This window comes from Burkholderia mycopellens (genome assembly GCF_964265025.1).
Lineage (GTDB): Bacteria > Pseudomonadota > Gammaproteobacteria > Burkholderiales > Burkholderiaceae > Burkholderia.
In genome coordinates, this window is sequence record NZ_OZ183802.1 from 821051 (window position 1) to 841240 (window position 20190).

The 20190-nt window shown below is 65.2% G+C and carries 17 protein-coding genes; 8 read left to right on the forward strand and 9 right to left on the reverse strand.

Features of this window, described 5'->3' with window-relative positions:
- Positions 1-187: 187 nt before the first annotated feature.
- Together dnaJ and ACPTTC_RS03895 are read left to right on the forward strand one after the other, a co-directional pair.
- On the forward strand, positions 188-1324 hold the full coding sequence (gene dnaJ / locus ACPTTC_RS03890; protein ID WP_175958225.1) for a molecular chaperone DnaJ: 1137 nt from the start codon (positions 188-190) through the stop codon (positions 1322-1324).
- Between the two features lie 13 nt (positions 1325-1337).
- Positions 1338-3266 carry a chorismate-binding protein gene (locus ACPTTC_RS03895; protein ID WP_423391594.1) on the forward strand — a complete coding sequence of 643 codons (1929 nt, stop codon included), beginning with the start codon at positions 1338-1340 and terminating at the stop codon, positions 3264-3266.
- Between the two features lie 156 nt (positions 3267-3422).
- On the opposite strand, the gene panB is transcribed toward ACPTTC_RS03895, so the two are convergent.
- From panB to hda, 6 genes are read right to left on the reverse strand one after another with little or no spacing between them, the layout of a single operon-like run.
- Entirely contained in the window at positions 3423-4238 is an 816-nt protein-coding gene (gene panB / locus ACPTTC_RS03900; RefSeq protein WP_423391595.1) for a 3-methyl-2-oxobutanoate hydroxymethyltransferase, read from the reverse strand.
- Positions 4239-4282: 44 nt separating this feature from the next.
- Positions 4283-4969, reverse strand: coding sequence for a deoxynucleoside kinase (locus ACPTTC_RS03905; RefSeq protein WP_226195413.1), 687 nt, complete (start codon positions 4967-4969; stop codon positions 4283-4285).
- Entirely contained in the window at positions 4966-5508 is a 543-nt protein-coding gene (gene folK, locus ACPTTC_RS03910) for a 2-amino-4-hydroxy-6-hydroxymethyldihydropteridine diphosphokinase (protein WP_043189526.1), read from the reverse strand. The genes ACPTTC_RS03905 and folK overlap by 4 nt, the downstream gene beginning before the upstream one ends.
- Before the next feature lie 35 nt (positions 5509-5543).
- Entirely contained in the window at positions 5544-7085 is a 1542-nt protein-coding gene (gene pcnB / locus ACPTTC_RS03915) for a polynucleotide adenylyltransferase PcnB (RefSeq protein ID WP_423391596.1), read from the reverse strand.
- A gap of 5 nt (positions 7086-7090) precedes the next feature.
- Positions 7091-7768 carry an HAD family hydrolase gene (locus ACPTTC_RS03920; RefSeq protein WP_049028593.1) on the reverse strand — a complete coding sequence of 226 codons (678 nt, stop codon included), beginning with the start codon at positions 7766-7768 and terminating at the stop codon, positions 7091-7093.
- 11 nt (positions 7769-7779) lie between these two features.
- Entirely contained in the window at positions 7780-8514 is a 735-nt protein-coding gene (gene hda / locus ACPTTC_RS03925; protein WP_006484992.1) for a DnaA regulatory inactivator Hda, read from the reverse strand.
- 250 nt (positions 8515-8764) lie between these two features.
- Between hda and purM the strand changes: the two genes are divergently transcribed.
- From purM to ACPTTC_RS03950, 5 genes are all read left to right on the forward strand, one after another.
- Complete coding sequence (gene purM / locus ACPTTC_RS03930) at positions 8765-9820, forward strand: phosphoribosylformylglycinamidine cyclo-ligase (protein WP_006484927.1); 1056 nt, start codon at positions 8765-8767, stop codon at positions 9818-9820.
- Between the two features lie 167 nt (positions 9821-9987).
- Positions 9988-11490 (forward strand): hypothetical protein, encoded by a 1503-nt coding sequence (locus tag ACPTTC_RS03935; RefSeq protein ID WP_423391597.1) that lies wholly within the window; start codon positions 9988-9990, stop codon positions 11488-11490.
- A gap of 622 nt (positions 11491-12112) precedes the next feature.
- A complete protein-coding gene (locus ACPTTC_RS03940; protein ID WP_423391598.1) occupies positions 12113-13723 on the forward strand; it encodes an AMP-binding protein in 1611 nt (536 codons plus the stop codon).
- Positions 13716-13958: an acyl carrier protein gene (locus tag ACPTTC_RS03945; RefSeq protein WP_423391599.1), complete on the forward strand. Its 243-nt coding sequence runs from the start codon at positions 13716-13718 to the stop codon at positions 13956-13958. Before ACPTTC_RS03940 ends, ACPTTC_RS03945 begins: the two co-directional genes overlap by 8 nt.
- The gene (locus tag ACPTTC_RS03950; RefSeq protein WP_423391600.1) at positions 13955-14917 is read left to right on the forward strand and encodes an alginate O-acetyltransferase AlgX-related protein; all 963 of its coding nucleotides are present in this window, start codon (positions 13955-13957) and stop codon (positions 14915-14917) included. Before ACPTTC_RS03945 ends, ACPTTC_RS03950 begins: the two co-directional genes overlap by 4 nt.
- A gap of 313 nt (positions 14918-15230) precedes the next feature.
- Here ACPTTC_RS03950 and tet read toward each other — a convergent pair whose 3' ends face one another.
- Positions 15231-16424 (reverse strand): Tet(A)/Tet(B)/Tet(C) family tetracycline efflux MFS transporter, encoded by a 1194-nt coding sequence (tet, locus tag ACPTTC_RS03955; protein WP_423391601.1) that lies wholly within the window; start codon positions 16422-16424, stop codon positions 15231-15233.
- 62 nt (positions 16425-16486) lie between these two features.
- Here tet and tetR point away from each other — a divergent pair, with 62 nt between their 5' ends.
- Entirely contained in the window at positions 16487-17119 is a 633-nt protein-coding gene (tetR, locus tag ACPTTC_RS03960) for a tetracycline resistance transcriptional repressor TetR (RefSeq protein ID WP_423391602.1), read from the forward strand.
- Positions 17120-17124: 5 nt separating this feature from the next.
- On the opposite strand, the gene miaA is transcribed toward tetR, so the two are convergent.
- Together miaA and mutL are read right to left on the reverse strand one after the other, a co-directional pair.
- Positions 17125-18099: a tRNA (adenosine(37)-N6)-dimethylallyltransferase MiaA gene (miaA, locus tag ACPTTC_RS03965; RefSeq protein ID WP_423391603.1), complete on the reverse strand. Its 975-nt coding sequence runs from the start codon at positions 18097-18099 to the stop codon at positions 17125-17127.
- On the reverse strand, positions 18096-20090 hold the full coding sequence (mutL, locus tag ACPTTC_RS03970) for a DNA mismatch repair endonuclease MutL (protein ID WP_423391604.1): 1995 nt from the start codon (positions 20088-20090) through the stop codon (positions 18096-18098). Before mutL ends, miaA begins: the two co-directional genes overlap by 4 nt.
- Positions 20091-20190: the final 100 nt, after the last annotated feature.

Here is a 20190-nt window from a genome sequence, read left to right on the forward strand (position 1 = left end):
TTCCTTCCGGATAGCCGGATCGACTCCACGCCTGGCGGGCTTCGCGGCCCTCCGGGCACATTTGTTTTTTGGCGGGTGCTGCACGCGCCGTCCGCGGACGGGCGCAGCGCCAGACGAGTCGAGAGACTTTACTGCGAGCGAAAGGAGCCGCCGCGCGCATGTGGTGCGGACGGCACAGTGAATCGATATGGCGAAACGGGATTACTACGAGGTTCTGGGCGTCGCGAAGAATGCGAGCGACGACGAAATCAAGAAGGCGTATCGCAAGCTTGCGATGAAGTATCACCCTGACCGCAATCCGGACAGCAAGGATGCGGAAGAGCATTTCAAGGAGGCGAAGGAAGCCTATGAAATGCTGTCGGACAGCCAGAAGCGGGCCGCGTACGACCAGTACGGCCACGCGGGCGTCGATCCGAACATGGGCGGTGCGGGGGCACAGGGCTTCGGCGGCTTCGCGGACGCGTTCGGCGACATCTTCGGCGACATCTTCGGCCAGGCAGCAGGCGGCGCCGCGCGCGGCGGCCGCGGCGGCCCGCAGGTGTATCGCGGTGCCGATCTGCGCTACAGCATGGAAATCACGCTCGAGCAGGCCGCACACGGCTACGACACGCAGATCCGCGTGCCGAGCTGGGTGTCGTGCGAGGTGTGCCACGGGTCGGGCGCGAAGCCCGGCACGAAGCCGGAAACCTGCCCGACCTGTCACGGCCAGGGCACGGTGCGCATGTCGCAGGGCTTCTTCAGCATCCAGCAGACCTGTCCGAAGTGCCATGGCACGGGCACCTACATCCCCGAGCCGTGCGTGCATTGCCACGGGTCGGGCAAGGTGAAGGAAACCAAGACGCTCGAAGTGAAGATCCCGGCCGGGATCGACGACGGGATGCGGATCCGCTCGGCCGGCAACGGCGAGCCGGGCATCAACGGCGGGCCGCCGGGCGACCTGTACGTCGAGATCCACATCAAGCCGCACGCGGTGTTCGAGCGCGACGGCGACGATCTCCACTGCCAGATGCCGATCCCGTTCACGACCGCCGCGCTCGGCGGCGAGATCGAGGTGCCGACGCTGGCCGGCCGCGCGTCGTTCCCGGTGCCGGAAGGCACGCAGTCGGGCAAGACGTTCCGCCTGCGCGGCAAGGGCATCAAGGGGCTGCGTTCGAGCATCGCGGGCGATCTGTACGTCCACGTGCAGGTCGAGACGCCCGTGAAGCTGACCGACAACCAGCGCGACCTGCTCAAGCAGTTCGAGAAATCGCTGGCCGAGGGCGGCGCGCGTCACAGCCCGCAGAGCAAGAGCTGGTTCGACCGTGTGAAGAGCTTCTTCGAGTAACTCGAGTAACAGCATGACTGAAGGCAGCGAGAGCGCGTCGTTCGCGCTCTTGGACGATTGCGACTCGACCGCGCTCGCGCGGTCGAGTCGTTTGTATTCGGGGTTCGTGCGCGAACGTGTGTGCACGGATCCGGCCCGGCTCGACGAGGTCGACGCGGCCGTGGCGCAGGATCTGCGCGACGGGCTGCATGCGGTCGTCGTCGGCGATTACGAATTCGGGCGCAACCTGCAACGAGCGCAGCCGGGCCATGCCCCGCTGCGCTTTTTGCTGTATGCGCGCTGCGAGCGCCTGTCGCGCGATGAAGTCGACGCGTGGCTCGCGCAGCAGGACGGCGGCGGTACGCCGTCGATCGCGGGCGTCGCGCATGTCGAGAAGAGCGTGTCGCGCGATGCGTTCGACGCGGCGATCGCCGCGGTGCACGACGCGCTGCGCGCGGGCGATTCGTATCAGGTCAACTACACGTACCGGCTGAACTTCGACGTGTTCGGCACGCCGCTCGCGCTTTACCGGCGGTTGCGTGCGCGCCAGCCCGTGCGCTACGGCGCGCTGATCGCGTTGCCCGACGGTACGTGGGTCGTGTCGTGCTCGCCCGAACTGTTCGTCGAGAAGCACGCGGACGTGCTGCGCGCGCGGCCGATGAAGGGAACGGCACCGCGCTCGGCCGACCCTCGCGACGATGCGGCGGCGGCCACGTTCCTCGCAAACGATCCGAAGAACCGCGCGGAAAACGTGATGATCGTCGATCTGCTGCGCAACGACGTGTCGCGGATCGCGCGCACCGGGACGGTCCGCGTGCCGGCGCTGTTCTCCGTCGAGCCGTATGCGTCGGTGTGGCAGATGACGTCGACGGTCGAGGCCCGCTGGCGCGACGGGACGACGTTCGCGCAGATGCTGCGTGCGCTGTTTCCATGCGGATCGATCACGGGCGCACCGAAGCACAAGACGATGCAGCTGATCGATGCGATCGAGTCGACGCCGCGCGGGCTCTACACGGGCGCGATCGGCTGGCTTGACGCGCCGAAGGAAGGCGCCGATTCCGATGACGGCGCGAGCGGCAGTCGCGTGGCGGGTTGCGGCGATTTCTGCCTGTCGGTCGCGATCCGCACGCTGACGCTCGATGCGGCCGACGAAGGCGGGGGCGCCGAAGCCGCTACCGACGCGTGCAATCCGGCAACGGTGACCGCCGGCCGGCGTCGCGGCACGATGGGCGTCGGCGCGGGCATCGTGCTCGACAGTGTCGCGGCCGACGAATATGCGGAGTGCGAATTGAAAGCGCGATTCCTGACGGACGCCGATCCTGGCTTCCAGTTGTTCGAAACGACCGCCGCCACGCGTGCGGACGGCATCCGGCATCTCGATCGCCATCTCGCGCGGCTGCAGCGTAGCGCGGATGCGTTCGGCTTCCGCTTCGACGCCGATGCGTTGCGTCGCGAGATCGGCGCGCGCTGCGCGGCGCTCGACGGTGACGGCGCGTACCGGATGAAGCTCGCGCTCGCGAAGGACGGCACGGTCGAGATCGTCGCGGCGCCGCTCAAGCCGCTGCCGGCGGGGCCGGTTGGCGTGCTGCTGGCGTCCGCGCACGGCTTCGCACCGACGCGTGCGGGCGATGCGCTGCTTTTGCACAAGACGACGCACCGCGCCGAGTACGATCGCGCGTGGCAGGCGGCCGAGGCGCTCGGCGGCTTCGACATGCTGTTCGTCAACGAACGCGGCGAGGTGACGGAAGGCGGGCGCTCGAACCTGTTCGTGAAGCTCGACGGCCAGTGGGTGACGCCGCCGCTGGCATGCGGCGTATTGCCGGGCGTGATGCGCGGCGTGCTGCTCGACGATCGTGCATTCGGCGCGACGGAGCGAATCGTGACCCGCGACGATCTTGCGCGCGCGCAGGCGCTGCTGCTGACCAACGCGCTGCGGGGAGCGATCGACGCGGTGTTGAAGTGACGTAGCACGTGACGAAGCGACGGCTCGGACACCGCGCTCGCGCCGGTGTCGAGAAGTCGTGCGCCGATGCGGCGTGCCAACAAAAAGCGCGGCGCCCTTTGCGGGGCGCCGCGCTTTTTCGCATTCGGGGCCGGCGAACCGGCAGCCGGCGCTGCGTCAGAACGAATGTTCCGGGCCGGGGAACGTGCTGTCCTTCACCGCGCTCACGTAGGCCTCGACGGCTGCCTGGATATTCGGCTGCCCCTGCATGAAATCCTTCACGAAACGCGGCCGCTTGCCGGGGAAGATGCCGAGCATGTCGTGCAGCACCAGCACCTGGCCCGAGCAGTCGACGCCCGCGCCGATGCCGATCGTCGGAATCTTCAGCATGTGCGTGACTTCGGACGCGACGAGCGTCGGCACCGCTTCGAGCACGACGAGCTGCGCGCCCGCGTCCTCGACCGCGCGCGCGTCGCGCAGCAATTGCGCGGCGCCGGCTTCGGTCTTGCCCTGCACCTTGAAGCCGCCGAACGCATGCACCGATTGCGGCGTGAGGCCCACGTGCGCACACACGGGCACCGCGCGCTCGACGAGGAAGCGGATCGTCTCGGCGAGCCATTCGCCGCCTTCGAGTTTGACCATCTGTGCACCGGCGCGCATCAGCTTGACGCTGCTTTCGAATGCCTCGACCGGCGTGCCGTACGTGCCGAACGGCAGATCGGCGACGACGAGCGCGCGCGGCTGCGCGCGGGCGACACAGGCGGTGTGATACGCGATGTCGTCGAGCGACACGGGCAGCGTGGTGGTGTGGCCCTGCAGCACGTTGCCGAGCGAATCGCCGATCAGCAGCACGTCGGTGCCCGCGCGATCGAGCAATGCCGAAAAGCTCGCGTCGTAGCACGTGAGCATCGCGATCTTCTCGCCGGCGTCGCGCATTGCCTGCAGCTTGGGCACCGTGACGGCAGGCCGGCTCGATTCCTGGAGATAGGTCATGGGTAAATCCGGTTCGATGAATGAGGAACGGCAGGCGCGGCGCGTCAGCGCGCCGTTTCGCCCTTGACGAAGAATTCCTTGCGGCCGCGCATCGTCTCGATGCGCTCGACCAGCAGAGCGAGGTCTTCGGGGGAATCCAGCGGGTTCAGGTGTTCCGCGGCGACCGTCAGCACCGGCGTGCGGTCGTAGTGGTAGAAGAATTCGTTGTACGCGTCGACAAGCGAGCGCAGGTACGCATCGCTGATCTGCAGTTCCATCGGCAGCCCGCGCTTCTGGATGCGCGAGAACAGCACTTCCGGGCTCGCCTGCAGGTAGACGACGAGGTCGGGCGACGGCGCCTGCGGCACGTCCACGTGCGTCGCGACCGAGCGATAGAGCTGCCACTCGTCTTCCGGCAGGTTCAGCCGCGCGAAGATGTCGTTCTTCTGCGGCATGAAATCGGCGATCACCGGGCGGCCCGTTTCGAGCGCACCGATCAGCTCGCGCGCCTGCTGCGCGCGCTGCAGCGCGAACGACAGCTGCACGGGCAGCGCGTAGCGCGCGGTGTCACGATAGAAGCGTTCGAGGAACGGGTTGTCCTGCGGGCGTTCGAGCAGCGTCTGCATCGACCAGCGTTCCGCGAGCAGGCGCGCAAGCGTCGTCTTGCCGACGCCGATCGGGCCTTCGATCACGAGATAGCGGTGCGGGGCGCGCAGGTCGGGTGCGGTGACGGTGAGGGGAGTCGGGGTCATCGGCAGCGGTTCTTGTCGGCGTCTTCGCTGGCAGCGAGCGCCTTCTGCATCAGGCACTGGCAGGTCTGCACCTTCTCGACACGCTGATCCGCGACGGCGGCGAGAAAGGCGTCGGCCCGGCCGCGCGCGGGGATGTCGAGCGCCGGCTCGATCTCGACGAGCGGCACGAGCGCGAACGCACGGTCGGTGAGGCGCGGGTGCGGGACGATCAGGTCGGGCTCGTCGATCGAATCGGCGCCGAACAGCAGGATGTCGAGGTCGAGCGTGCGCGGCGCATTGCGATACGGGCGTTCGCGCCCGAAGTGATGTTCGATCTTCTGGCACAGCGCGAGCAGTTCGCGGGCCGACAGCGTCGTGTCGAGCTTGACGACACAGTTGTAGTAGTCGTCGCCGCCCGCTTCGAAAGGCGCCGTGCGATACAGGCTCGATTTGCCGAGGATCGAGATGGTGCGCTGCTGCGCGAGGCACACCACCGCGTCCTTCAGGGTCTGGCGCGCATCGCCGAGATTCGCCCCCAGTCCGATATATGCAACCGTCATGGCATCACTTCCTACGTCGTTCGCCGGCGTGCGCGTCAGTCGTCGGAACCGCCCGAGGTGTCCGATGCCTGCTCGGCGGCACCTTCACCCGGCTTGCGGTTTCGCACGCCGCCGCGGCGGCGCCGCTTGCGGGGCGATTTTTCCTTCGAGCCGCCCTGCGTGAGCAATGCCTCGCGAGCGGCCGCGTCGCCTTCGATGAAATCCGTCCACCACTGTCCGACTTCCGCATCGAGCTCGCCGGATTCGCAGCGTAACAGGAGGAAATCATACCCCGCTCTAAACCTTTGGTGTTCCAGCAGCCGCATCGCGCTGCGGCCCGAGCGTTTCTCGAGGCGCAGCTGCAGGCCCCAGATCTCGCGCATGTCGGCCGAATAACGCTTGTGGATCGCGAGTTTCTCGGTCTGCATGTCGAGCACGTCGTCCATCGCGCGATGGAGCGCCGGCACCGGGATTTCGCCTTCGGCCGTGTATTGCTCGAAGCGCTGGCGCATGTCGTGCCACAGCAGCGTCGCGAACAGGAAGCCCGGCGAGACCGGCTTGCCGGCGCGCACGCGCGCATCGGTGTTGTTCAGCGCGAGCGTGATGAACTTCTCGCCTTGCGGCTGTTCGAGCACGACGTCGAGCAGCGGCAGCAGCCCGTGGTGCAGGCCTTCCTTGCGCAGCCGCTGCAGGCACGCGAGCGCATGGCCCGACAGCAGCAGCTTCAGCATTTCGTCGAACAGGCGCGCGGCCGGCACGTTGTTGATCAGGTCGGCGAGCGCGTTGATCGGTTCGCGCGTATGCGGCTCGATCTCGAAGCCGAGCTTTGCCGCAAAGCGCACGACGCGCAGCATCCGCACCGGATCCTCGCGGAAGCGCGTGGCCGGATCGCCGATCATCCGCAGCAGGCGGGCGCGCACGTCGGCCATCCCGTCGTGGTAGTCGAGCACCGTCTGCGTCGACGGGTCGTAGTACATCGCGTTGATCGTGAAGTCGCGGCGCGCGGCGTCTTCGTGCTGATCGCCCCACACGTTGTCGCGCAGCACGCGGCCGCTCGCGTCGACCGCGTGCGTGCGGCGATCGAGTTCGTCGCGCTTCAGGCGCCTCGGCGGCTCGGCCGACGCGGCGGCCTCGGGCGGCGCATCGACCAGTGCGCGGAACGTCGACACCTCGATCAGCTCCTGGCCGAACTGCACGTGGACGATCTGGAAGCGGCGGCCGATCAGGCGCGCGCGGCGGAACAGGCGCTGCACCTCGGTCGGCGTCGCGTCGGTCGCGACGTCGAAGTCCTTCGGCGCGATGCCGAGCAGCAGGTCGCGAACCGCGCCGCCGACGATGAACGCGCGAAAGCCTGCCTGCTGCAGCGTGTCGGTCACGCGCACGGCATTCCTCGAGATCAGCGACGGATCGATCTGGTGCACGCTGGCCGGCACGACGGTCGGCTCATGGTTGCTGCGCGGTTTCTTCGCGCCGCCGCCGCGGGTGCCTTTTGCGGTGCGCGGGGCAGCAGGGGCCGCTTCGTCGGCCGGAGCCGCTTCAGTGGGCGTTTGCTGGGCTTCGTCCTGGCCGAGCAGCTTGCGGATGAATTTTTTGATCACGACGTTCAGAATAAATCGAGGATACGCCAGCCGCGGGTGCTTGCATGCGCACGCAGCGTGTCGTCAGGGTTGGTCGCGATCGGGTCGGTGACTTTCTCGAGCAGCGGGATGTCGTTGTGCGAGTCGCTGTAGAAGTAGCTGTGCGCGAAATCGTCCCAGTGCTTGCCGAGCGACGCGAGCCATGCTTCGGTCCGCACGATCTTGCCTTCCCGATAGCTCGGCGTGCCGGTCGGCCGGCCCGTGTACGGCGAATCGGGATGCCCGTCGGTCGTTTCGACCTCGCAGGCGATCAGCGTATCGACGCCGAACGCGGTCGCGATCGGGCGCGTGATGAATTCATTGGTTGCCGTCACGACGCAGCACAGGTCGCCCGCGTCGAGATGCTTGCGCACGAGCTCGAGCGCGGCGGGTGTCATGGCGGGCCGGATCACCTCGTGCATGTACTGCTCGTGCCATTGCGCGAGCTGCGCGCGTGAATACTTCGCGAGCGGCGTGAGCATCGCCGTGAGGTACGCGTGGATGTCGAGCTTGCCGGCCTTGTAGTCGGCGAAGAACTGATCGTTCTGACGCGAGAAGCTTTCCGCGTCGACGATGCCGAGTTTCACCATGAAGCGGCCCCATTCGTGGTCGCTATCGGTCGGAATCAGCGTGTGATCGAGGTCAAAGAGTGCCAGATTAGTCATGGAGGGGCATTTTACTCGAAGCGGTTCGGGCCCGTGCCCGGTGGTGTGATGTCGTCGCCGGGACGCGCGAGCATCCGGCGCAGCAGCGGCAGCGTGACGGCGCGTTTCTGCTCGAGCGAAAAGCGGTCGAGCGCGTCGAGCAGCGCCATCAGGCTCGGCATGTCGCGGCGGAAATGGGTCAGCAGGTAGGCGGCGATGTCGTCGGTGAGCGCGATCCCGCGCTCCTTCGCCGCGAGCTTGAGCACGGCGATCTTGCCGGCGTCGGACGGCGGCGACAGGTGGAACACGAGCCCCCAGCCGAGGCGCGTGCGGAGATCCTCGCGCACGTCGAGCGCGAGCGGCGCCGCGGGGCCCGCCGCGACGAACGCGCTCGACGGGTGCGCGCGCACTTCGTTGAACAGGTTGAACAGCGCGACCTGCTGGGTATCGCTCATCCTGTCGCAGTCGTCGATCGCGTAGATGCCGATGCGCGGGTCGAACGTGAACGCGCCGAGCGGGCTCTGCGGCGTCAGGTAGCGCGCATAGCCGTACGACGCGTCGCTCACGAGCGCCTGTAGCAGATGGGTGCGGCCGCAGCCGGGCTCGCCCCAGATGTAGAACGACCGATCCGGCACGGGGCCCGCCGCGAGGGCGAGGTCGAGCTTCTGCAGGCGCGAGATGAGCTCGTCGTTCTCCTCGTTCATGATGAAGTTGTCGAACGTGGCGGGCGGCGGCGTGCCGAGATCGAGCGTCAGTTGACGGGACACAACAGTCACAATGCGGGTCGGTTGAAAATACGCGTGCCGTACGCCGGGCACGCGCCGGGAACTGCGTCTTCACGGGCTTCACGCGCGATCGCACGCACGACGCCACGCCGGTTTCGGCGCGTCTCGCTCGGCGATGAAAACGGGGACGTGTTGACCAAGATGCAATCCCTGACGATTCGGTGCTGGGAATTCCGGCCAACGGGCCGGCTTCGGGTAAAATCGCATTTTACCGACCTTCTCGCATTCCCCCATGAATCCTCCGAAATCCGCTCCCGACGCTCAGGGTCTGTCCTATCGTGACGCAGGCGTCGACATCGACGCAGGCGACGCGCTCATCGACAAGATCAAGCCTTTTGCGAAGAAAACCCTGCGCGACGGCGTGCTCGGCGGCATCGGCGGGTTCGGCGCGCTGTTCGAAGTGCCGAAGAAGTACAAGGAACCCGTGCTCGTGTCGGGCACCGACGGCGTCGGCACCAAGCTCAAGCTGGCGTTTCATCTGAACAAACACGACACCGTCGGCCAGGATCTCGTCGCGATGAGCGTGAACGACATCCTCGTGCAGGGCGCCGAGCCGCTGTTCTTCCTCGACTACTTCGCGTGCGGCAAGCTCGACGTCGACACCGCTGCAACGGTCGTCAAGGGCATCGCGCAGGGTTGCGAACTGTCGGGCTGCGCGCTGATCGGCGGTGAAACGGCCGAAATGCCGGGCATGTACCCGGACGGCGAATACGACCTGGCCGGCTTCGCGGTTGGCGCGGTCGAGAAGAGCAAGATCATCGACGGCAGCACGATCGCCGAAGGCGACGTGGTGCTGGGCCTTGCGTCGAGCGGCATCCACTCGAACGGCTTCTCGCTCGTGCGCAAGATCATCGAGCGCGCGAACCCCGACCTGTCGGCCGATTTCCATGGCCGCTCGCTGGCCGACGCGCTGATGGCGCCGACCCGCATCTACGTGAAGCCGCTGCTCGCGCTGATGCAGAAGCTGTCGGTGAAGGGCATGGCGCACATCACGGGCGGCGGTCTCGTCGAGAACATTCCGCGCGTGCTGCGCGAAGGCCTCACCGCCGAACTCGACCAGAACGCGTGGCCGCTGCCGCCGCTGTTCAAGTGGCTGCAGGAGCACGGCGGTGTCGCCGATGCGGAAATGCACCGCGTCTTCAACTGCGGCATCGGCATGGCCGTGATCGTTTCGGCGGCCGATGCCGACGCAGCGATCGCCGACCTGACCGCCGCCGGCGAACAGGTGTGGAAGATCGGCACCGTGCGTGCGACCCGCGAAGGCGAGGCGCAGACGGTCGTGGTCTGACGCCGGTTGTTGTGATCGTGATCCGGCAAATCGCGATATCGCTTGGCTTCAGCCATCAGGAAACCCGGCATGCGCCGGGTTTTTTTATGCGCTGGATGGGGGGAGAGATCGGCTGCAAAGCTTGCGTGCCGGAGGGGCAGGGTTCCCGAGCGGTTCGCGGATAGTCCATGCGGCTGCTCGTCTCGGCGCGTCAGCGGTGCGGTTCCTCTTGGTTATCCATGATGATTCGGTGGTACCGCGTGGCACGATTTATTGCATTTGGTCGATCCGCATTGCTGGTAGCGACCTTGATGGGGCGGGGGGCGATGGCGGAGCCGTCGGGGCCCGCTGCGTCGACATCGGGACAAGATCAAGCGGGCGAGTCGTCGGCGGCTTCGGGGGAGCGGGTGATGGGCGTGGCCCTCGTGGGGCGGGATGCCAAGTCTCGGCATGCGAAGTCGATGGGGATCGTCGCGGGCGGCACGCTGGCAGGCGACCGGGGCGCAGCGAATGGTCAGTCGATGTACAAGGGCATCTGTGCCGGCTGCGTGTCGTTCGATGCCTATCAAACGACACTCACGATTCCAGAGGGTACGACGGTCACGGGCGTGACCGGCTACGCGAGCTATCTGGAGAACCGCAATCCGTCAACCGGCCATGGCACATCCGGAAACGGTATCAATTTCTTCAGTGTGCAGATCTGCGGGGTATATGAAGCCGCGTGCTGGGCAGGCAACCACATTCTGATCGACAGCGACGCATGGAAAGTCTCGAACGTGAAGGGTGTGCAACTGAATGCCGTTGAATACGACTTCAATGTCACTTCGCCGGATACGAATGTCCAGGGGCCGACTCTTACTGGAAGTTCACTGGTTCAGCCAAAGGCGGCGGTAGGATTTACCGTGGGATCGCTGTCCGTGCAGGATCGGGCGCTTGCCAAATGGACCTATGCGTTTGCGACTCAGGATGGTGTGGCGGCTAACGCATTTCATATCGGCGCGCTGGCAGTCGACGGCGCCAACGTACCGAGTCAGCCGGTCACCTTCGACTATTTCGATACGCGCGGCGTTGTGAGGGCATGGCGCCAGCAAGTGCTTGCGAACGGCGATTTTTCGATCAGTGACGGTTCCGATTCTCACGCGATCGAACTGCAAAATGCGACCCGCATTGGGCGACGCACGGGGCCGGCGCTGCTGGAGATTGATGGCGCGGCCGGGCAGCCGGGGACGTTGCAATGGAGTGACGGCGGGGCCGGCAAGTGGCAGATCGGGAAGCAGCGCTCGAATTGTTTTTTTGCCTATGACGTCGCGGCCGGCAAGGACATCTGGCAAATGTGCAGTAACGGAAGTTTTGTGTTTCATGCGCCGGTCGCACACATGGCCCAGACGGTCGACAAGTCCTATTCATACAACACGCCAGTGTCTGGTGGCGTTGTCACGATTGCGAAAGGCTCCGAGACGGCAGTCGTCGATCCGCGTGCGCCACTCAAGTTGCTGACGATCGTGCTGCCGGCATGTGACGGCGAATATGATGGCTCGATCGCGAGATTTTCTTCCACGCAACCGATCGGGGCGTTGACTGTTCGCGCCGCGTCAGGGAAGATTGCAAACTGTCCTAAATCGCTTTTGCCAGGGCTGGGACACGGATTTCTGTGCCGGGGATCCGATACTACTTGGTACATGCTCTATTGAGGCGACGTTGAAGCAGGTTGCCATCATGCTTGATTTGCAAGTCGGATTTCGTCTCGATCCGAGCAAATTTGCTATGGGCGCAGGATAAGCATTTGCGCTTTGTGAGATAACTGCCCCGGGTTTTCCCTTATTGCCGAGTTGAGGGAGGGCGTGTGATCGACATCGGGAATTGCATTCGGGTGGGGCCGAGCGATTTCGTCGATGTGCCGATCAAGATAATTCATGTCGCGCGTGCCGGCGATGTGGATTGTGACATGGTAATTGCCAGTGCTAATTCTAGTGCGGACACGAATGTCTGCGCGCGCCCATGACCACTTTCTCGGAGAAATGGCCTGGTTTTACCCTGCTCTATTTGCAATTGAAATTCACCCGATGCACTAGACTGTTGCGGAGCGGCCGGAGGATATCGAGTATCGATGCTGGCCAGGGCCGGCAAAAAGGTGATTGGTGCAACCGCGGGCGCAAACGTGCCAAAACGTCGGCGGTTGATCCAGATCTCCGAAATGAGAACGTGTCGAGATTTTGAGCGCCGGGCATCGGCGTGACGGAATCGTCGCGTGATGCGATATCGCGGCACGTCGCGAAGCATTGGGCTTCGTACTGATTTTGTTCGTGTCTATCCATGAAAAATATTCTCAATAAATTTCTGAGGCAATGCGAAGCTGCCCCGGATCAATTGCTCTACACGATAGTCAACAGTGGCTCGGAGGAGGCCTTGACATATCGCCGGATCATGGATGGGGCGCTCCGTTACGCCTCACTCCTCAAGGAGCGGGGGGCATCTTCCGGTGATGTCGTTCTGATTTCGCTGAAGCTCGAGCCTGACCTTGTCTTCGCTTTTCTCGGGGCGCTGATGGCCGGGTGCGTTCCGTCGATGATGCCGTTTCCGTCGGTCAAGCAGGATCCAGGGCTGTTCTGGTCGAGCCATGACCAACTGTTCCGTCATATCGGCAGTGGGTTCTTCATTACGTTTGAGGAAAACGTCGCGCAGGTCGAGGCGAATATCACGCCTGATTTGCTGGTCGTCCTGACGCCCGCGGATGCGGCGAATGCACCGAACCGCGTCGACATCCACGAGTGGAACGATCGGGAAATTTGTTGCCTTCAGCACAGCTCCGGTACGACTGGGCTGAAGAAAGGCGTGACGCTGACTTCGCGCGCGATCGTGGATCAAGTTGCAAGCTACGCAACGTCTCTTGGTCTCGAAGATGGCGACACGATCGTGTCGTGGCTGCCTCTGTACCATGACATGGGGTTTGTAGCGACATTTCTGATGCCGCTCGTGCGCGGTAACCATTCAGTGATCATGAGCCCGTTCGAATGGCTCGTGGATCCGTTCGAATTATTCCGCCTGATTCAGCGTTACGACGGCAAATTCATCTGGCTGCCGAACTTCGCGTTCAATCACCTCGCTCGCAGTGCGCGAGATACCGATAGCGCAGACCTGTCCGGTGTGAAGGCGTTCATTAACTGCTCCGAGCCATGCAAGGTCGAAACGTTCGAGAATTTCCTCGTTGCATTCGAACGATTCGGAGTCCGCCGAGAACAATTGCAAGTTTCGTATGCGATGGCGGAGACAGTATTTGCGGTGACGCAAACGACCATCGGCGCGCCGGTGCGCAGCATCGCCGTGTCGCAGCGTGCGTTGCGTGAGCGGCAGCAAATTTCGTTCGATGATGCGGATCCCGTTCGTCTTCTGAGCGCAGGCAAGCCCATTGATGGAATCGAGGTGACGATCATGGGCGGAGAGGTCGGAGAAATCGCCCTCAAGGGAAAATTCGTATTTGACGGATATTACAAACTCGACAACGCGAAGTCGTTTCGGGATGGCTATTACCTCACGGGCGATCTCGGTTTCATCTTCGACGACGAGCTTTATGTGCTTGGTCGAACCAAGGACATGATCATCGTGCTTGGCAAGAATTTTTTTGCCAGCGAGATCGAAGCAATCCTGAATACTGTAACCGGTATCAAGCCCGGGCGCGCGGTCGCGCTTGGAATCTACAACGCGGAGATTGGTAGTGAAGATCCGATTATTGTCGCGGAGTTGGATGGTTCGACGGAGGTCAGGGCGATACGGGCGGAAGTAAAGAGAACGCTGGAAAGCACTATTGGCCTGGTTCCGAAGAAAATTGCTTTTGTCGAACCTGGTTGGCTGGTGAAATCCACGAGCGGGAAAATCAGTCGGTCTGAAAATATTTCAAAATACATCAACGAGTTTGTCAATGAATAACAAAAATATCGAGAGCAGGGTCATCGAAATCGTCGCGCGCACATTCGACGTCGATCCGTTGGAAATCACGATGGACACGATCGCTGCGGATGTGGATGGCTGGGATTCGCTCGCGCATGCGACGTTGGTGATTCGGTTGGAAAAGAACTTCAATACGACGTTGGACCTCAAGAAAGCCAGCGCAGCGCAGAGCCTGGGAGATATCGTATCCCTAATCGAGGCAAATACTAAATGACAGAACTCTCGAAGTCTGAATTGCTGGCGCAGACCGTCATACGAGGTAAAAACGGTTTTCTGTTCTTTACGGATCACGAAGCAGTCGAGCAGGTGTCGGGTGCGGCGCCGCTCGATGCAGAGGAGCTTGATGTCTGGACTCACACGTTGACCAGTCGGTACGAATGGTGTCGGCAGCGTGGAATCGAGGTGCGCTTCCTATTCGTGCCGGAAAAGCATGTGGTGTATTCGGACTATCTGCCGGATATCGAAATGTCGGAGCATCGACCGGTCGTGCAGATCCTGAACAGCCTGCCCGAGCCGGTGCGAGAAACCTGTATGTATCCGGTCGACCAACTCAAGGCGGCGCGGCAGGCGCGAGAGTTGTACTACAAGACGGATACCCATTGGAACAATTGGGGTGGCTTTCTCGCGTACGGTCTTCTGATGGATTCGCTCCCGGCGCATCTTGATCTAAAGAAGGTCACTGAGGACGATCTCAAGGTTACGCAGCGCAAAATCATCGGCGACCTCGGGGTGCGGCTCGAACCCGAGGAGGAAGAGCGGTCGGACGTCCTGGCACATGCCACCGAGTTGGCATTCAAGCGCATTTACGACAATAGCGTATTCAGTCGCGGCAATACGTCGGTATTCATCTCGCCGCGCGTCACAGCGCCCCGCGTCGTGGTGTTTCGCGATTCTTTTTTCAACTACATCCTGCCGCACATGATTCCGGTGTTTTCGCGAACAGTGGCGGTGAGCTCCCTTGACATGCACTATGATCTGGTCGAATCGGAAAAACCGGATCTCGTGATCTTTGAAATGATCGAACGATTTGTCGGAAACAAGGAAAGGTCCGGCAAGCGTGTGCTGCCGACGGATGGCGAAGGAACATTTTCCGATCTGGCAGGTGTGACGCTCGACGAGCTTCGACCCGGGGTGAACTGGCTGAATTGCGAAGAAGTGGCAGCCGAGCAGTAAGCAAAGTTCGCGGATCGTGAGTACCAGTCGCGTGACCGGGCGACTTCGGTAGGTGGCGCGTATTGTTTGACACGGCGGTGTAGTGCGCGCCGTGTTCGACATGCGTGACGGACGGAGGAGAGTCTACGTCGACCGAAGACGAACGCGCGATCCGCGAGCGCGTGGACAACCGGTTCGTGTCGAGCCGGCGCGGCGACCTGGCGATCGTGCTCTCCCAGAGATCTCCGACGACACGATCTTCATGCAAGCCGGCGTTCGACAAGGTGGCGTTTGCGGCTGCCGGCAGCTCGTGCGCGGCGGTCCAGGCCGACGCTCATGCGGATGGCCGCGTCGCACGCGCTGGCCGCGCGCCGGCCAGCAGCGGCGGCACGAGCAGATAAAGCAGTGCGGCCGCGGCCCAGACGAGCCCCGGCCACGTCGCGCGCGTCGCCGCGTAGGTGGCGGTGACGACCAGCGGCCCGGCGACGCCGATCAGGCTCGACACGCTCGCGAGCGTGCCTTGCAGTTCGCCCTGGCGCGCGTCGTCGACCTGCCGTGCGAGCATCGCCTGCAGTGTCGGCAGTGTCATGCCGCCGGCCGCGAACAGCGGCAGCAGCGCGAACGGCACCCATGCGGCGGTCGCGAACGCGATTATCGCGAGCCCGATCGCGTCGCCCGCGAGGCCCAGCGCAAGCGCGCGACGCTCGCCGAGCCGCGCGATCAGCGGCCCGATCGCGAAGGCCTGCGCGAGTGCGTGACACGCGCCGTAGCCCGCCAGCGACAGTCCCGCGATCGGCGTCGACCAGCCGAAATGTTCCTGGCCGTACAGGATCCACAGCGTCGCGGGTGCCTGCGACACCAGCGCCACGATCACGTAAATGCCGATCAGCGGCACGAGCGCCGGTGCGCCGCTCAACCGGCGCAGGCTGGAGAACGGGTTGAGTGCGCCCGCCGCATGGCCTTCGCGGGCCGAACGCGGCCGCGATTCCGGCAGCGCGCGCCAGACGAGCGCGAGATTGAGCGCGTTGAGCGCCGCGGTCGCGACGAACGGCGCGCGCAGATGCAGCGCGCCGAGCAGGCCGCCGATCAACGGGCCCGCGATGAAGCCGATGCCCATCATCGCGCCGAGCTGGCCGAAGCGTCGCGCGCGGTCGGGTTCGGCGGTGACGTCGGTCATGTACGCGGTCGCGACCGCGACGTTCGCGCCGGTGATCCCCGCGATCAGCCGCCCGACGTAGAGCCATGCGAGTGTCGGTGCGAGCGCCATCAGCAGGTAGTCGAGCGCGGCGCCCGCGAGCGACACGAGCAGGACGGGCCGGCGGCCGAAGCGGTCGCTCAGCGCACCGAGCAGCGGTGCGCACAGGAACTGCGCGAACGCGTACAGCGCGAGCAGTATCCCGTAATGGGTGTCGGTGCTGCCTGCATCGGCGAGCGCGCGTAGCAACCCGGGCAGGATCGGCATCACGATCCCGACGCCGATCGCGTCGAGCAGGACCGTGGCCAGGATGGCAATCAGGGACGGATTCAAGAGGGCAACTCTATCGGTGATAGAGTGACGATTATTCCACAGCTTCCCTATCGGTGATAGAGATGAAGGACACAGGGGCGCGGCTGACGCGCGACACGGTATTGCGCGCGGCGCTCGACCTGCTCGACGAAGTCGGCATCGACGGGCTGTCGACGCGGCGGCTCGCCGAGCGGCTCGGCGTGCAGTCGCCGACGCTTTACTGGCATTTCCGGAACAAGGGCGAACTGCTCGATGCGATGGCCGAGGCGATCATGCTCGAGCGTCACGACGCGTCGCTGCCGCGGCCGGGTGAAGCGTGGGATGCGTGGCTTTTCGACAACGCGCGCAGTTTCCGCCGGGCGCTGCTGGCCTATCGCGACGGCGCACGCCTGCATGCCGGTACGCGGCCGCGCGCGCTGCATTTCGGCTCGATCGAACGCAAGGTCGCGCTGCTCGGCGACGCGGGTTTCGCGCCGGACGAGGCGGTCGACGTGATGTATGCGCTGGGCCGCTTCGTGGTTGGATGGGTGCTGGAAGAGCAGGCGGAACCGGACGGCGACGCCGATGCGCCGCTGCCGGACGCCGCTGAGTATCCGCTGCTCGCGAAGGGCTGGGCCGCGCTGCGCGCGCGCGGCGGCGATGAAGCGTTCGAGCGCGGCGTCGCATTGATCGTCGACGGTGCCCGCGCGCGCCTGGCAGCGCGCGGGCGCGGCTGACGCGGTCAGCCCTGCGGGCTGCCGTCGAGCACGCGTTCGAGCGCGTCGAGTGCGCGGGCCGTCGAGTCCGGCGCGATGCAGTCGACGACGATCCGCTCCGGCATCGCGCGCAGCCAGGTGATCTGGCGCTTGCAGAGCTGGCGCGTCGCGAAGATCCCCTTGTCGCGCATCGTCCGGTAGTCGGTGTCGCCGTCGAGGAATTCCCACGCCTGCCGGTAGCCGACGCAGCGCATCGACGGCAGGTCCGGATGGAGATCTTCGCGACGGCGCAGCCGCTCGACTTCATCGATGAAGCCCGCATCGAGCATCGCGTCGAAGCGCTGCGCGATCCGGGCATGCAGCACTGCGCGATCCGACGGCTCCAGCGCGACCGGCACGAAGCGGTAAGCGGCGGCCGCGTCGTCGGTGCGCCGCGGCGCGGCCAGCAGCGCCGACATCGGCTGCCCGGTCAGCATGAACACTTCGAGCGCGCGCTGGATGCGTTGCGAATCGTTCGGCGCGAGCCGCGCGGCCGTGTCGGGATCGACTTGCGCGAGCCGCGCATGCAGCGCGGGCCAGCCGTCGCGCGCGGCTTCGGCATCGAGGGTGGCGCGCACGTCCGGATCGGCGCCCGGCAGGTCGTTGAGCCCCTGCGTCAGCGCCTTGTAGTACAGCATCGTGCCGCCCGCGAGCAGCGGCGTGCGGCCACGTGCGGCGATCTCGCCGATCAGGCGCAGCGTGTCCGCGCGGAAACCCGCGGCCGAATACGCGTCGGCCGGGTCGATGATGTCGATCAGGTGATGCGGCACGCTCGCGCGTTCTTCGCGCGAAGGCTTCGCGGTGCCGATATCCATGTCGCGGTAGACGAGCGCCGAATCGACGCTGACGATCTCGATCGGGCGGCGCGCCGCGAGCGCCAGCGCCGCGGCCGTCTTGCCCGACGCGGTGGGGCCGAGCAGGCAGGCGATCGTCGTCGGGCTGGCGTGAGGTGCCGCGCTCATTGGCCGCGCATGAAGAGGCGGTCCAGATCGTTCAGCGTGAGCTGATACCAGGTCGGCCGGCCGTGATTGCACTGGTCCGCGCGTTCGGTCGCTTCCATCTGCCGCAGCAGCGCATTCATCTCGTCGAGCGTCAGGCGCCGGTTCGCGCGCACCGCGTGATGGCAGGCGAGCGTGCCGAGCAGTTCGTGCTGCCGCTCGGTGAGCACGCGTGAACCGCCGAACGCATGAAGGTCGGCGAGCACCGCACGCGCGAGCGACTGCAGGTCGGCATCCTTCAGCAGCGCGGGGACCGCGCGGATCGCGAGCGTCGTCGGCGACAGCACCGCCAGGTCGAACCCGAGCGATTCGAGCGTGTCGCGTTCTTCCTCGACCGTGCCGATCTCGACCGGCGTGGCCGTCATCGAGACCGGCAGCAGCAACGACTGCACGGCGACCGTGCGATCGGCCAGCGCGTTCTTGAACTGTTCGTACAGGATCCGCTCGTGGGCCGCGTGCATGTCGACGATCACGAGGCCGTGCGCGTTCTGCGCGAGCACGTAGATGCCGTGGATCTGGCCGAGCGCGAAGCCGAGCGGCTGCTCGTCGTGCGCGGTGGCGGCGAGCGGCGAAGCCGCGAAGCCCGACCGCGGTGCGATCGGTGCGTTGGTCGAATCGGCCGAATCGCGCGCGATGAGCGTCGTGCCGTCCGTCGTGCCTGCGCCCGTGTCCTTGCGGCCGAACAGCGCGTCATAGAGCGCGAGCGGCTGCGCGACGGGCAGCGTGCCCTGGGTCATCCGCGCCTGGCGCATCCAGGTGTTGCCCGACGACGAGGACGACGGCGCCGAGAAGCCGCTGCCGCCGATCGCGTTGCCCTGCTGGCTCTGGCCGAGCGGTGTATCCAGGAACGACGCGGGCCCGCGCGGCGCCGGTGAGAGTTGCGCGGCATGGCCGCCCGCGGTGGTTTCCGGAGACGCGCCCGCGTGGCGCGCCAGCGCGCGCTGGACCGCGTGGAACACGTACTGGTGGATCGAGCGCGAATCGCGGAAGCGCACCTCGATCTTCGACGGGTGCACGTTCACGTCGACGGCTTCGGGCGGCAGGTCGAGGAACAGCACGTACGACGGGTAGCGGTCGCCGTGCAGCACGTCCTCGTAGGCCGCGCGCACCGCGTGCGTCAGCAGCTTGTCGCGCACGAAGCGGCCGTTGACGAAGAAGTATTGCTGGTCGGCGCGACCGCGGCTCGCGGTCGGCAGGCCTGCGCAGCCGTAGACCGCAAGCGGGCCGGCCTGCTCGTCGAGCGGCAGGTGCGCGGTCGCGAAGCTGTCGCCGAGGATCTTCGCGACGCGCTGTGCGGGCTCGGTCGCATTCCAGTGCTCGACCGCCTTGCCGTTGTGCAGCACCGAGATCGCGACGTCCGGCCGCGCGAGCGCCGCGCGGCGAATCATTTCCAGGCAGTGGCCGAACTCGGTCTGCTCGCTCTTCAGGAACTTGCGCCGCGCGGGCGTGTTGAAGTACAGCTCGCGGACCTCGATCGTCGTGCCGGTCGCGCCGGCGGCGGGCGACAGCACACCCGTCTGCGCGTCGATCTTCATCGCATGCGCGGCATCGGCCGTCCGGCTCGTGATCGACATCTCGGCGACCGACGCGATCGACGCGAGCGCTTCGCCGCGAAAACCCAGCGTGGCGACCGCCTCGAGCTCCTCGAGCGAGCGGATCTTGCTGGTGGCATGGCGCATCAGTGCGAGCGCGAGCTCGTCCGGCGGAATCCCGCAACCGTCGTCGGTGATCGAGATGCGCTTCACGCCGCCTTCCTCCAGCACGATGCGCAGCGTGCTGGCGCCGGCGTCCATCGCGTTCTCGAGCAGTTCCTTGACGACCGACGCCGGACGTTCGACGACCTCGCCGGCGGCGATCTGGCTGATCAGCTGGTCGGGCAGGGGCTGGATCGCGCGCAGTGGGCGCGGGGCAGGGGCGCGCGCGGCGCCCGCGGCCGTTTCGGTGATATCGGACATGGCCGAATTATAGCGAGGCGGCGAATGCATGCCGGGGCGACCGGCGGTTACGTTTTTTCACGGAGCCTTAAGGTAGTTTCGGTATCATGGCTTCGTAACA

Coding starts and splice junctions, on each gene's coding strand:
- dnaJ (WP_175958225.1), top strand. CDS start 188: ATGGCGAAACGGGATTACTACGAGGTTCTGGGCGTCGCGAAGAATGCG.
- ACPTTC_RS03950 (WP_423391600.1), top strand. CDS start 13,955: ATGACAGAACTCTCGAAGTCTGAATTGCTGGCGCAGACCGTCATACGA.
- ACPTTC_RS03935 (WP_423391597.1), top strand. CDS start 9,988: ATGCGGCTGCTCGTCTCGGCGCGTCAGCGGTGCGGTTCCTCTTGGTTA.
- ACPTTC_RS03895 (WP_423391594.1), top strand. CDS start 1,338: ATGACTGAAGGCAGCGAGAGCGCGTCGTTCGCGCTCTTGGACGATTGC.
- purM (WP_006484927.1), top strand. CDS start 8,765: ATGAATCCTCCGAAATCCGCTCCCGACGCTCAGGGTCTGTCCTATCGT.
- ACPTTC_RS03905 (WP_226195413.1), bottom strand. CDS start 4,969: ATGACCCCGACTCCCCTCACCGTCACCGCACCCGACCTGCGCGCCCCG.
- ACPTTC_RS03940 (WP_423391598.1), top strand. CDS start 12,113: ATGAAAAATATTCTCAATAAATTTCTGAGGCAATGCGAAGCTGCCCCG.
- ACPTTC_RS03920 (WP_049028593.1), bottom strand. CDS start 7,768: ATGACTAATCTGGCACTCTTTGACCTCGATCACACGCTGATTCCGACC.
- mutL (WP_423391604.1), bottom strand. CDS start 20,090: ATGTCCGATATCACCGAAACGGCCGCGGGCGCCGCGCGCGCCCCTGCC.
- panB (WP_423391595.1), bottom strand. CDS start 4,238: ATGACCTATCTCCAGGAATCGAGCCGGCCTGCCGTCACGGTGCCCAAG.
- folK (WP_043189526.1), bottom strand. CDS start 5,508: ATGACGGTTGCATATATCGGACTGGGGGCGAATCTCGGCGATGCGCGC.
- tetR (WP_423391602.1), top strand. CDS start 16,487: ATGAAGGACACAGGGGCGCGGCTGACGCGCGACACGGTATTGCGCGCG.
- ACPTTC_RS03945 (WP_423391599.1), top strand. CDS start 13,716: ATGAATAACAAAAATATCGAGAGCAGGGTCATCGAAATCGTCGCGCGC.
- miaA (WP_423391603.1), bottom strand. CDS start 18,099: ATGAGCGCGGCACCTCACGCCAGCCCGACGACGATCGCCTGCCTGCTC.